Genomic DNA, 13,558 nt, shown 5'->3' with positions numbered 1-13,558 from the left:
CTTTCGACTTAGAATCTTCATTAAAAATCCTGCAGCCTCCAGCGCTTGATGCGCGGCGTTGCAGGATTTTGATTTTCATGGGAACTGCATGACGTTTATGACTCTACAACCATAGCATCCGGTTTGGGTTTAAGCCATTTGCCATCTTCATTAATAAAAGCACCCTTGAAGCGGCCCATCTCCAATTGTTCAATTAACCTCTCCTCGTCCATGACCAGAATCTCAGCGAGCTGCCCCGAGGTATAATAATGAGCGGGATTGTAATCGAGCAGCACAGGAACAGACGTATCATATAGTTCTTTGATCAGATTCTCAAAGGAATGCCGGCCCAGGTTCTCCATATCTCTATAAAACTTCAAATGTTGGGACACCATATTACGGAAAGATTTATTCTCCAGATGCATCCACAACGTATTGCAAGCCCGAACACTCATATGATTTTGTTCCACATCGTAAAATTGAACTTCTTCAATCTTCATGTATTTCTCTTGAAATGCTACGATCTTAATCAAAGGTACATTTCGTTTACGCGACGCTTTCTTCAAATGGGCTCTAAATTGTTCATAGTTCATTTCATTCATCTATTATCCCTGCCTTTAACATGTTCCAACCGACATTTTACAACAAATTAAAGGCAAGTGTAACCTTCATCATATAAAAAGCAAAAAAACGTGCAGCATCAGATGCCACACGTTCACAATATTATGGAGTGCGATTACTCAGCGAGGGCACCACTTTTCACCCACGTAGCCGTAAATTCCTGTTCTTCATACGCATAGAATTGTTGCAAAATAATCTCCCGATCATCGAGGAACAATTGATCCGCTATGGCAGAGACCAGTTTCGGCACCGCGCTCTTGGTCCCCGATATTGCCGATGCCGACAGACCACAGCTGGCAAGTGCAGAGTAGTTGAATACAAACAGTCCGTGCAACGGTTTCTCACCCTGTTCACTCCTGCTTGTCATTGCAAACCCGGAACTCAGGTATGGATGTGCGTCCAGCAACGCATTGCGAAGCTCTGGCGGAGCCTGGTAACAATCCTCCCAACGTGCGATGTATGGCTCCACAAGCTTCAGTTCAGGACGGAGTGCCGGATCACTGAGAAGACCTGTGCTAATAATCAGAAAATCAAACTCATATGCTCCCTGTGTGGTATGCACAATCGCGCCTTGGTCTGTTGCTGCTACACTCAGCCAAGGCGAATTCAAATGTAGTTCGAATCCAGGCCAGGCTGCCGCACGATTAAACGTATCATTGGTTGGGGGTTGATTGAATTTGAAGAAATGAGAGATCACTTCATATTTATCAGCAACCGGAAGAGCGTGGTATCGCTCAATCATACCGGATTGTTCCATCTGACGAATAGGATTAACACTAGGCAGCTGTTCCCGCCGCACAAATACATGAGCTTCCGCCACACCCGTGGCAAGGGCATAACTCGCATTATCGAATGCAGAAGCGCCGCCGCCAAGCACAGCAATTCTTTTACCTTTTAACCGATCAAAATCAATCCCTTCAGACGTGTGGGCATACAACTCCCGAGGTAATCTATCGGCAATCATGGAAGGTACATGCCACTCTCCACCACCTTGTATTCCCGTAGCAAACACTACTTTGCGAGCAAGTATAACATCCATCTGAGTTCCTGCCTTGTTCACATGAAGTCGATGTATTCCGTACTCTATTGGCTCAACCAGCGTCAATTTCACCTCATTAAGCACAGGTAGATTCAGCACTTTCCGATACCAGCGTAAATAATTCATCCAGTCTCCACGCGGGATCTTGTCTACCTCTTCCCAACCTTCGGGTCCAACCTGTGCTTCCCACCATGAGCGAAAAGTTAACGAGGGGATACCCAGATCGATGGAAGTCAGATGCTTGGGTGTGCGCAAAGTAACCATACGTGCATAAGTCTCCCATGGTCCTTCAAGCCCCGATGCATTCTCGTCAATGACAACAATATTGGAGATCCGTTCACGAAGAAGTCCAAATGCCGCCCCTAATCCACTCTGGCCTCCACCCACAATGACGACATCATAGACATGACCATCTGCATGTTCTCTTGGACGTACCCAGTTCGCGCCACCAAATGACAAATAAGCCAGATCATTCTTCACACGTTCATTTAAAGCTTCCAGGCTCATGATTCATCAACCCTTTCGAGATACATATATGAACTAATCTTTCTTTGATTATTTGATGTAAGTTTGTTGTCAGTTATATTGAGAGTAATTGTGATTTTTCTTTGTGTTTCTGAAATATATTAGCGTTATTATATGAGTTATCGGGGATTTTTTGAAGTTCGCGGTAGATTTATTGTCATCAATACTAAAAATATCTAACATGCTTGTTAATTAATACGAAACTCTAACTGGATTATTAATGCAGTTCCTGCTGAGCGGATGATTGCAGAAAATAAAAAAAGACAGACCAAGATGTAACCTTGGTCTGTCTTTTTAAAGGAATGCTATTGGCCGGCTTGTTCACGGCGCTGCAATTTTTCATTGGTTAATTTCTCAGGGGTCACATCATGACCCAGTGGGTCCACAACGGATACTGCCAGCATGGTTGTCAGCACCTGACCTCGAATAGCCTGCAAATATTGTTTTCTAAGCTCTTGCTGCTCGCTTTGTTCTGCTTTTGTCAAGCCGACGCTGCTGCGTTGTTTTCGACTTAATTCGTTAATGCGTCCCAAAATAGGAATCATGCAATCCACCTCACTTGTTAGTCCAAATTTCGAAAGATACTTCGAATATCTTCAAACTAACTTATTACAACTTTACGAATTTGTCCATAGGCGCAATCCGTTGAGAAGTGTTTAGGTGATCTCATGCACAGACCACACAATTCCATTTGTAGCACCACTGCCCAGGTTCAATGTAATCGTCAACCCATTTGCAGCATAGAACAGTCCAATCACATCTCCCGCATTCAATGCGACTTCCACTGCCAAAGTCACTGAACCACTTCCCAGCACTGCCCGCAGTGTGAGTAGCGTGATCGCGACATTTAGGACGGGCAACAAACCACTGACAAGTGTCGTTACCGTAGGTGATGTTCTCTGTACAAGAAAGGCTGGGTTAACCCCAGCACCCAGAGATAGGGCAATCGCTGCAGTCGTTGCATAATTGATCGTGGCCACAATGGAGTATCTTCCGGTTACCGGGACGGTATAGTTTCCTGTTGTTGCATTGAAGTTGGCATTACCGTAATAGGGAGCCGTAGTCGTCCAGTTGGTTAACTGAGTGCTGGTTGCTGTCGAAAGTGTAGCCAGGAATGCCGAGAACCCTTGTGTTGCAAAATTGGGGCCGGTTGGGCCCGTGGCTCCTGTCAGCCCCGTTGCCCCAGTCGCACCGGTAGTTCCTGTTATGCCTGTTGCTCCAGTGGCACCCGTAGCTCCGGTTGCACTCGTTACACCGGTTGCCCCCGTAATTCCATTAGCCCCAGTTGGTCCAGTCGGGCCGGTGGCTCCTGTGATGCCTGTAACCCCAGTAGTTCCCGTAACTCCGGCAACCCCAGTTGCACCTGTAGTTCCTGTTGTCCCAGTTACACCAGTTAGTCCTGTAGCTCCCGTTATTCCTGTTTCTCCAGTTGTTCCGGTCGCGCCAGTTATACCGGTAACTCCTGTTGAACCAGTACTTCCGGTGGCTCCTGATACACCTGTGAGCCCTGTAGCCCCAGCTGCTCCGGTCACGCCAGTAATACCCGTGGTTCCTGTTGTTCCCGTCGCGCCGGTCGTGCCTGTAACGCCTGTTACACCCGTCTCTCCTGTAATACCCGTGGTTCCTATTGCTCCAGTCACACCTGTGATCCCAGTGGCACCAGTCGCACCCGTAGTTCCTGTCGCTCCGGTTACGCCTGTAACTCCCGTAGTTCCCGTTGCTCCAGTAGCCCCGGTTGGTCCCGTCACACCAGTCGTACCTGTGCCCCCTGTTAGACCCGTCTCTCCAGTTTGACCAGTTGGGCCGGTGGCACCTGTAATTCCAGTAGCTCCAGTCACACCCGTAATGCCAGTTACGCCGGTCGTGCCGGTTGCTCCTGTTTCACCAGTAATACCCGTTGGACCGGTTGCCCCTGTAGCACCAGTCGTACCTGTAACTCCGGTTATGCCAGTCGCACCAGTGGCTCCGGTTGGTCCTGTTGTACCTGTCGTGCCGGTAACGCCTGTTGCACCCGTCTCTCCAGTCGAGCCGGTTACGCCAGTAACTCCCGTAGTTCCGGTTGCCCCAGTGGCTCCGGTCGCACCGGTTGGTCCCGTTACACCTGTTGTACCGATGGCGCCTGTTACGCCCGTCTCTCCTGTAATGCCCGTGGTTCCTGTTGCTCCAGTAGCCCCGGTGGGCCCCGTCACACCAGTCGTACCTGTGACCCCTGTTAGACCCGTCTCTCCAGTGGCACCAGTGGCTCCTGTAAATCCAGTTACCCCAGTAATTCCAGTAGCACCAGTCGCACCTGTAATCCCGGTTAGACCCGTCTCACCTGTCGTTCCTGTGACCCCTGTTGGACCTGTAGCACCAGTAATTCCTGTGGCTCCTGTGCTCCCAGTTAGACCCGTCTCTCCAGTGACGCCTGTTGCTCCGGTCGCACCAATTGTGCCCGTAACACCAGTTAAGCCAGTCGTGCCGGTTGCTCCTGTTTCACCAGTAATACCCGTTGGACCGGTTGCCCCTGTAGCACCATTCGTACCTGTAACTCCGGTTATGCCAGTCGAACCTGTGATACCCGTAGTTCCCGTTGCTCCAGTAGCCCCGGTGGGTCCCGTTACACCTGTCGGGCCGGTAACGCCTGTTACACCTGTCTCTCCTGTAATACCCGTGGTTCCTGTTGCTCCAGTCGTACCTGTTGTACCCGTAACACCAGTTACGCCAGTCGCGCCGGTTACACCAGTAACTCCCGTAGTTCCCGTTGCTCCAGTAGCCCCGGTGGGTCCCGTCACACCAGTTTGACCAGTTGGGCCGGTGGCACCTGTAATTCCAGTAGCTCCAGTCACACCCGTAATGCCAGTTACGCCGGTCGTGCCGGTTGCTCCTGTTTCACCAGTAATACCCGTTGGACCGGTTGCCCCTGTAGCACCAGTCGTACCTGTAACTCCGGTTATGCCAGTCGCACCAGTGGCTCCGGTTGGTCCTGTTGTACCTGTCGTGCCGGTAACGCCTGTTGCACCCGTCTCTCCAGTCGAGCCGGTTACGCCAGTAACTCCCGTAGTTCCGGTTGCCCCAGTGGCTCCGGTCGCACCGGTTGGTCCCGTTACACCTGTTGTACCGATGGCGCCTGTTACACCCGTCTCTCCTGTAATGCCCGTGCTTCCTGTTACTCCAGTAGCCCCGGTGGGCCCCGTCACACCAGTCGTACCTGTGACCCCTCTTAGACCCGTCTCTCCTGTGGCACCAGTTGTTCCCGTCGTTCCAGTAAATCCTGTATTACCTGTAACCCCAGTAAGTCCAGTTACTCCCGTCTCACCAGTTTGGCCAGTTGTGCCGGTGGCGCCTGTAATTCCTGCTTCACCAGTAATACCCGTTGGACCGGTTGCCCCTGTAACTCCTGTAAATCCAGTTACCCCAGTAATACCAGTAGCACCAGTCGGTCCGGTTACGCCAGTTATTCCTGTGGAACCCGTACTCCCCGTTGATCCTGTAACTCCAGTCGCACCAGTGGCTCCGGTTGGTCCTGTCGTGCCGGTAACGCCTGTTACACCCGTCTCTCCTGTAATGCCCGTGGCTCCAGTTAATCCCGTAACACCAGTAACTCCCGTAGTACCCGTACTTCCCGTTGCTCCAGTCGTACCCGTTTCCCCTGTGACCCCAGTGGCTCCGGTCACACCGGTTGGTCCTGTGAACCCTGTTTCTCCAGTTACACCTGTCGTTCCGGTAATTCCTGTTATGCCACTAACTCCTGTTGCACCTGTAATCCCCGTTTCTCCAGTTGATCCCGTCACACCAGTCGTACCTGTTGGACCTGTAGTTCCAGTAGCTCCAGTAGTTCCTGTTGATCCTGTTTCACCAGTATTCCCTGTTAGTCCTGTAGTGCCTATCGGACCGGGTATACCAGTAACTCCAGTCGTACCTGTGCTCCCAGTTAGACCCGTCTCTCCAGTGACGCCTGTTGCTCCGGTCGCACCAATTGTACCCGTAACGCCAGTTAAGCCAGTCGTGCCGGTTGGTCCTATTTCACCAGTTGGGCCAGTCGAACCGGTAGGGCCCGTTACACCTGTGTTTCCTGTTAGACCGGTCTCCCCAGTAACACCTGTCGTTCCGGTTATGCCAGTCACTCCCGAGATACCTGTAATTCCGGTTGCTCCTGTCGCCCCAGTCGATCCCGTCGGTCCCGTCGCGCCTGTGAATCCTGTTAGACCCGTTTCCCCAGTGACACCAGTCAGTCCGGTAACTCCGGTCACGCCTGTGATACCCGTGGTTCCAGTAATGCCAGTTAGTCCAGTTGTACCTGTAATTCCAGTTTCTCCAGTTGCACCGTTCAGTCCCGTCACACCAGTCGGACCTGTGACCCCGGTTAACCCCGTCTCTCCTGTAGGGCCAGTCGATCCGGTAGGGCCCGTTACACCTGTGGCCCCAGTTATACCCGTTTCCCCGGTGACACCAGTGACACCAGTGACTCCTGTTAGACCCGACTCTCCAGTTACACCAGTTGTTCCGGTTACTCCCGTGGCACCTATACTTCCTGTTGCTCCAGTGGCACCTGTTGGGCCCGTTACCCCAGCTGTACCCGTGGTTCCGGTAATACCAGTTAGTCCAGTCGCACCCATAGCACCTGTAATACCAGTTGCACCTGTACCTCCTGTTAGACCCGTCTCTCCAGTGACACCTGTTGCTCCGGTTACTCCCGTAATACCAGTTGTTCCCGTTATGCCACTAGTGCCAGTAGTTCCGGTCACACCAGTAAGTCCCGTTACGCCAGTTAAACCAGTCGTGCCGGTTGGTCCCGTTACACCTGTGTTCCCTGTTAGACCAGTCTCCCCAGTAACGCCCGTGGTTCCGGTAATGCCAGTTAGTCCAGCCGCACCTGTAATTCCCGTTTCTCCAGTTGCACCGGTCGGTCCCGTCACACCAGTCGTACCTGTGACCCCTGTTGAACCTGTATCTCCAGTAGTTCCGATTGAGCCGGTTGCTCCAGTAGGGCCTGTAACTCCAGTGATTCCTGTTTCACCTGTTGGACCCGTAAATCCGGTGACACCCGTTGGTCCTGTATTTCCCGTCAGACCTGTAGCTCCTGTCTCTCCAGTGACGCCTGTTGCTCCGGTCACACCAATTGTACCCGTAACGCCAGTTAAGCCAGTTGTGCCGGTTGGCCCTGTTTCGCCGGTGACCCCGGTTATGCCAGTAGCTCCGGTATTACCAGTTGAACCAGTAACCCCGGTGAGTCCTGTCGCGCCAGTTACGCCAGCAATTCCTGTTGTGCCACTAACTCCGGCTGCACCTGTAACACCAGTTGTTCCCGTCGCACCCGTACTTCCAGTAGCTCCAGTTAGACCTGTTAGTCCTGTCTCTCCTGTTGGGCCAGTCGAACCGGTTGAGCCCGTTACACCTGTAGCCCCAGTTAGACCCGACTCTCCAGTTACACCAGTTGTTCCGGTTACTCCCGTGGCACCTGTACTTCCTGTTTCTCCAGTCGCACCTGTTGGGCCAGTTACACCAGCTGTACCCGTGATTCCTGTGATCCCAGTCGCACCCGTAAGACCTGTAATACCAGTTGCACCTGTACCTCCTGTTAGACCCGTCTCTCCAGTGACACCAGTGGCCCCGGTCGCTCCCGTAATTCCCGTCATTCCGGTTACGCCAGTCACTCCCGAGATACCTGTAATTCCGGTTGCTCCAGTCGCCCCAGTCGGTCCCGTCGCTCCTGTCGTGCCTGTGAATCCTGTTAGACCCGTTTCCCCAGTGACACCAGTCAGTCCGGTAGCTCCGGTCACGCCTGTGATACCCGTGGTTCCAGTAATGCCAGTTAGTCCAGTTGTACCTGTAATCCCTGTGGCTCCAGTCTCACCGGTGATTCCGGTTACCCCTGTTAACCCTGTCGTTCCTGTGACCCCTGTTTGACCTGTATCTCCTGTATCTCCAGTAGTTCCAGTTGCTCCAGTAATTCCTGTGGCTCCTGTTACACCAGTATTGCCGGTTATGCCGGTTATGCCTGTAACGCCGGTTGTACCTGTACTTCCCGTTGCCCCTATCGCCCCAGCAGATCCTGTAGCACCTGTAACTCCGGTGGTACCCGTTTCTCCAGTAGCCCCGGTCGGTCCTGACACACCAGTCGTACCTGTGACTCCGGTTGTGCCAGTGGCACCAGTTGGTCCGATCGCACCTGTACTGCCTGTAAATCCAGTAATACCTGTTGCACCTGTTATTCCAGTCGTTCCTGTTGTGCCCGCAATTCCAGTAACGCCAGTTATACCTGTAACGCCAGTTATACCTGTAACGCCAGTTAATCCGGTTGTACCTGTTGGTCCTGTTTCACCAGTGACACCACTTATACCAGTGGCCCCAGTGAGTCCTGACACACCAGTCGTACCTGTGACACCGGTAGTGCCAGTAGCACCAGTTGCTCCAGTAATCCCCGTGAGGCCTGTAATTCCAGTAGAACCGGTTACACCCGTGGTACCCGTAACGCCAGGTAATCCGGTCGTACCTGTTGATCCTGTTTCACCAGTATTACCTGTTATTCCAGTACTTCCTGTAGTTCCGGTTACACCAGTAACTCCCGTAGACCCGATCCCCCCAGTGGGTCCTGTCGTACCAGTACTTCCCGTTAGACCCGTTTCCCCAGTGGCACCAGTTGCGCCGGTTATGCCAGTATTTCCAGTTGGCCCCGTACTTCCCATTGCTCCTATCGCCCCAGTAAATCCTGTAGCGCCTGTAACTCCGGTGATACCTGTCTCACCGGTTGGGCCGGTCGCGCCCGTAGTACCTGTCGTTCCAGTTACGCCACTGACGCCTGTAATACCTGTGGTCCCAGTAATACCAGTTGTTCCTGTTGCTCCGGACGGGCCTGTGATTCCAATTTCGCCAGTACTTCCCGTTAATCCAGTCGCACCCGTAATACCTATTAGACCCGTCGCTCCGGTTGGGCCAGTCGAACCTGTAACTCCTGTGAATCCTGTTTCACCAGTAGATCCCGTTAGTCCCATCACACCAATCCCAGTTGGACCAGTTGGACCAGTTGCTCCAGTGAACCCGGTAGCCCCAGCTAATCCTGCAACTCCAGTTGGACCTGTGAAGCCGGTTATACCGGTATTTCCTGTAGCACCGGTCACGCCTGTAACACCAAATCCGGTAATTCCAGTTGCGCCGGTTGTTCCTGTGACTCCAGTCGATCCTGTAACTCCTGTGCTTCCTGTAGATCCAGTTGATCCCGCCTCACCCGTTGGACCGGTCGGACCTGTAAATCCTGTAGTACCAGTCACACCTGTGGTGCCCATCAGTCCGGTAGCTCCTGTTGCACCTGTTGCACCTGTGACTCCAGTTATTCCGGTACTTCCCGTGGTTCCCGTTACTCCGGTCCGTCCTGTTAAAATGGTTGCTCCCCATATGCCGGGATACCCAGGGTCTCCAGTTAACCCAGTAGCACCTGTTGCTCCAGTGAATCCTCTCATTCCCTGATAACCCCGTGGGCCGCGAAGGAAAGGAATCCTGTGACTTTTCTTTTTTTTGCATTTACGTCTGCTTTTCTTACAAGACTTACTCTTCTTCTTTGGGATAGAGTGTTTTTTTGATTTTTTTGCTTTCCGTTTACCTGTACTGATTGAGGAAATTTTGCGTTTCCTTTTGGATATACCACTCACAAGAGAATCCCCCCTCCTTGTACACCACGTCAAATCCCCGCATTTTACAATAGTACACTCTATGCCCTGGACTAGCTTTGTGCGCCCCCTATTCAATATACCTATGAAACCTTCACAGTTAGTGATCAATCAATTACTTTTCTCCAAAAAATATATTCCCCTCTACTCCCCCTGCAACTCCAACTCCTTAATCGTCAACGCAATTCCTTCCTCAAAAGATGTTGCCACAACCGGGCCAATCCGTTCCTCATACTTCTGTCTACTCAGGATCAGGGGTTCCTCAGTCAGATATAACATTTCTACAATTTCTTTCATAACGGGTACACCTAGTCCAATCAAAGACAATCCCACTCTTCCTAACGCCATCACAGGTTTACTTCTTCCTGCAGCCTTCTGTGCCAATCGCACGATGTCATGACCCGAGATGATCCCCAATCCAGGAATGTTCCAGTTCTGTCCATACGTCGTCTCTCTGCTTGCCAGCTCCACCACCATGACCGCAGCATCCGGCAAATAAATATACTCTCTCGGCACGTTCATATTCCCGATAAAAAAAGCCATCTTTCCTTTTGCTATCGCTTCAAGAGTTGAACCCAGATAGGAAGCCTGATTAGCCGATGGGCCATAATAATCTGGCAAACGAACGATCATCACCTGAGCTCTACTCCATCTTGTGCTGAATAACATCTGTTCATAGGCAAGTCGTGTCTTGCCTTTGCGGGTATGTGGCTGCTTCGGATGTTCTTCCGTTACTTCCTTCATTTGTCTTCTGCCATAGGGATAGATTCCGTCTATAACAACCACGTTCAGACCCAAGTGTTCTGCCGCCGCCATCACAGATTCACCGAGCGGAATCAGCCTGCTCTCCATCTCGTTATAAGGGACATTCGCACAATGAAATATGACATCGGCACCCTGGGAAGCAGCAATAATATCCTCCGACCGAAATGCATCTCCAACTGCAATTAGCAGGTGATCCGGATATCCCAATTTTACCGCAAGTTGCTCCAACTTTTGACGGGAGCGCCCAAATGCGATCGTTGAAATCCCTCGTCTAATCAATTCCTCCGTAATTGCTACACCTGTTCCACCTGTGGCTCCAATCACAATAGCTCTTTTCATCGTGGATCGACCTCTTTCATCTATTTAGTGATTGATCAATAATTAAAATATAAAAAGGGACTTTACCTCCCTCTCTATCGTTCCTTCAGCTCCGGCATATCCAGTGCATTAGATACATTACACAACATCCCGATTGCCAGAAAAATCATGGTTCTTTTTAGCGGTTCAGCGATTCCTGCAACGGTGAAAGCTTCCAGTACCATGCTTCGTACATCACTAATGCCTTTTTGCATGGCCTGACGAATGACTTCCTCCCGGATCGTTTGCGCCTGCATCTGAAGCAAGATCTCGCTCTTGTGCGATTCCAGAATCTTATCATAGGCTTCAATGAGATCATTCTCTAACTGATCTGGTGTCGCCGTCTCCACCACAATTCGAAACGAATCAATCACCCGTGTCCATGAGACCTCAATTGCAGTTAATAATAAAGCTTCTTTTGTTTTGAAAAAACGAAATATATACGGCTGTGAGATCTGTGCCCGTTCAGCCACCTGGGCTGTAGTCGCACGATAATAGCCAATTTCCGCGAAGACGTCAATTGCTGCAGAGATAATATCATTTCGCCGGTTAACCGACGCTGCTGTATCCTTTGCCATGATAATCCGCCCTCCAATAGTTAGTAATTAATTGATCAATAGCTTGAAGTATAACGAATACTATCCCTCAATGCAAAGGTATCGTGACCTTGTACAAAGCCAACAAACCCGCAGACGCTGGCTCAAGCCGCTGCAGGTTGTGTAGCTTGGGATAATAGATTCTATCCACTGGAAACCGAAGAGAACATGGATTGTCTGAAACAGATTCGTACCATGCGGTACAAGAGTGTCTGTTCACTGCTGAAGAAGTTTACGCAATCGGGATTCCGAATCCAGCTTCGGACAACTGTCACAATACCCATGTGCGTGACTGCCGCTCCCAACCTGATAAGCCAAACAACAATATCGACGTATCAGGAACGGCGGTCCCTGCCAACTGGAATGTTCGAAGCACTGTAGCTCATTGGCAAATGTACATGCATTATCGTTTTGCCGATCCAGCCAGATGCTTTGATCTTCTTGAATCTTTGCAAGCCGTTCATCTGTCTTCCAAATGCTCTGATCATGGATCATACGTGCATATAGTTGTTGAACATTATGCGCAACCAGAGACCACATGACCTTATCGCTCGCTCCTGTAGCGACGGCCACTGCTCGCAGGACAGGTTCCAGATGTAACAGCATTCTCTTCTTGAGCAAGCCGCTCTCTGACCTGCGCTGAACAGGATCTCCATCCTCCAGAAAGGAGCTCTTCAGCCTAGTCTCATATCGCATGCCACCTGCTCCATTCAATTCAAACCGCACATCATCGTCTGCAATGCTAAGTATCGTATCGTATAGACTTAATGCTGAGATTACGGACATCACAAATACGGAGTAACGTTTGGCAAAAAGTGTACCGACAGCCACACTTCCTTTGCCGCCCAGTTGAAGCCCTTGCTGCGCAGCCTGTTCATGCAATATCGAGTTTCGTTTCTCATCATTCAGCAGATCCTTCACACGAAAAGGATACTTGGAATCATCGCAGTCCACTCGGATCGTCGTCACAAAAAATTGCTGTAATGCTTCCGACATCTCTGAATAATCATGTCTTGGATAACGTCTCATCTATTAATCATGTCTTCAACTTCCTTGATAATCTCGCTTCGCCCAATTGCTCCCCAGCCCTTAAACAACCAGAACGAATCTGTCGTATAGACCTGGTCTGCACCAACAGCCGGTACTCCCTTCCAGAGTGAGCTTGCGTTGATGTTGTTTAAATACTCATCGGCATTCGGGTCAATCTCCAGAACTACGAAATCAGCATCCACATCTGCAATTTTCTCCATGGACAGGTCCTCACGTTGTTCGGCAGGTGTCACAGTCGTTGGCACAAATCCAAGATCATGATATAAAAGTGTGTTGGTTGGATGTCCTTTTGCCGCATAAATTTGCAAGGTCTTCTCTCTTACACGCAGATAAGCCAACTTTTTTTGATCCAGTTGTTCGATCTTCGCTTTTAATTGCTTCGCCTGCTGCTCTACCTCGGCTATCTTTTCTTTTGCCAGATCCACTTTGTTGTACATCCCGGCAATGGTCAACAGATCCTGTGTCCAATATGTTGTATCATCAACAAAATCCAGCCATTCAGTACCAAGTACAATCGTCGGAGCGATTTTCACCAACTGATCATACGTACTCTCCGCAGTTCGACTCTCAATAACGATGACATCCGGATCAATCTGAAGGATAGCCTCCAGGTTAGGACTGTCTGCAGACCCTACCGTTGGAATGCCGGCAAGCTGATCTGCAAAGTAAGGCAAATAATCTCCTCCGTAACGAACTTCTACATTAACGCCTGCTGGTTTCTCACCAATCGTCAACATGTGATCGATGTAAGCAGCAGATAATACCACCATACGCTCTATTTTTTGCGGTACAACCGTTGTTCCTTTAAGATGCTCAATCGTTTGCGTACCACTCTCTTCCACAGGTGTATCCTGTTGCGGAGGCGTTGCTTCTGTTACTTCTGATGCCTTGCTACATGCTGTCAGAACGAGCACAAGCAGGGCCAACAGTATCATCGTTGTTGCTCTCTGTCTTACCATTTGTAGTAAATCCCCTCTACT

The 13,558-nt window shown here is 50.6% G+C and carries 8 protein-coding genes; all 8 read right to left on the bottom strand.

Annotated features, from left to right (window positions below):
* Positions 1–95: 95 nt before the first annotated feature.
* Positions 96–545, bottom strand: a complete 450-nt coding sequence (locus MKY95_RS10810) for a hypothetical protein (protein WP_339198700.1) — start codon at positions 543–545, stop codon at positions 96–98.
* A 170-nt stretch (positions 546–715) separates the two neighbouring features.
* The gene (locus tag MKY95_RS10805; RefSeq protein ID WP_076326981.1) at positions 716–2,146 is read right to left on the bottom strand and encodes an NAD(P)/FAD-dependent oxidoreductase; all 1,431 of its coding nucleotides are present in this window, start codon (positions 2,144–2,146) and stop codon (positions 716–718) included.
* A 323-nt stretch (positions 2,147–2,469) separates the two neighbouring features.
* Positions 2,470–2,709 (bottom strand): DUF896 domain-containing protein, encoded by a 240-nt coding sequence (locus MKY95_RS10800; protein WP_017689452.1) that lies wholly within the window; start codon positions 2,707–2,709, stop codon positions 2,470–2,472.
* Between the two features lie 111 nt (positions 2,710–2,820).
* Positions 2,821–9,603 carry a hypothetical protein gene (locus MKY95_RS10795; protein WP_339198696.1) on the bottom strand — a complete coding sequence of 2,261 codons (6,783 nt, stop codon included), beginning with the start codon at positions 9,601–9,603 and terminating at the stop codon, positions 2,821–2,823.
* 351 nt (positions 9,604–9,954) lie between these two features.
* Positions 9,955–10,914, bottom strand: a complete 960-nt coding sequence (locus MKY95_RS10790) for an NAD-dependent epimerase/dehydratase family protein (RefSeq protein ID WP_076318385.1) — start codon at positions 10,912–10,914, stop codon at positions 9,955–9,957.
* Positions 10,915–10,988: 74 nt separating this feature from the next.
* Positions 10,989–11,510, bottom strand: a complete 522-nt coding sequence (locus tag MKY95_RS10785) for a TetR/AcrR family transcriptional regulator (protein ID WP_076318384.1) — start codon at positions 11,508–11,510, stop codon at positions 10,989–10,991.
* A gap of 234 nt (positions 11,511–11,744) precedes the next feature.
* Entirely contained in the window at positions 11,745–12,557 is an 813-nt protein-coding gene (locus tag MKY95_RS10780) for a (2Fe-2S)-binding protein (RefSeq protein ID WP_076318383.1), read from the bottom strand.
* Positions 12,554–13,537 (bottom strand): ABC transporter substrate-binding protein, encoded by a 984-nt coding sequence (locus MKY95_RS10775; RefSeq protein ID WP_339198693.1) that lies wholly within the window; start codon positions 13,535–13,537, stop codon positions 12,554–12,556. Before MKY95_RS10775 ends, MKY95_RS10780 begins: the two co-directional genes overlap by 4 nt.
* Between the last annotated feature and the right edge of the window lie 21 nt (positions 13,538–13,558).

Source organism: Paenibacillus sp. FSL P4-0176 (assembly GCF_037975265.1).
Lineage (GTDB): Bacteria > Bacillota > Bacilli > Paenibacillales > Paenibacillaceae > Paenibacillus > Paenibacillus amylolyticus.
This window is presented reverse-complemented; position numbering and strand designations above follow the sequence as displayed.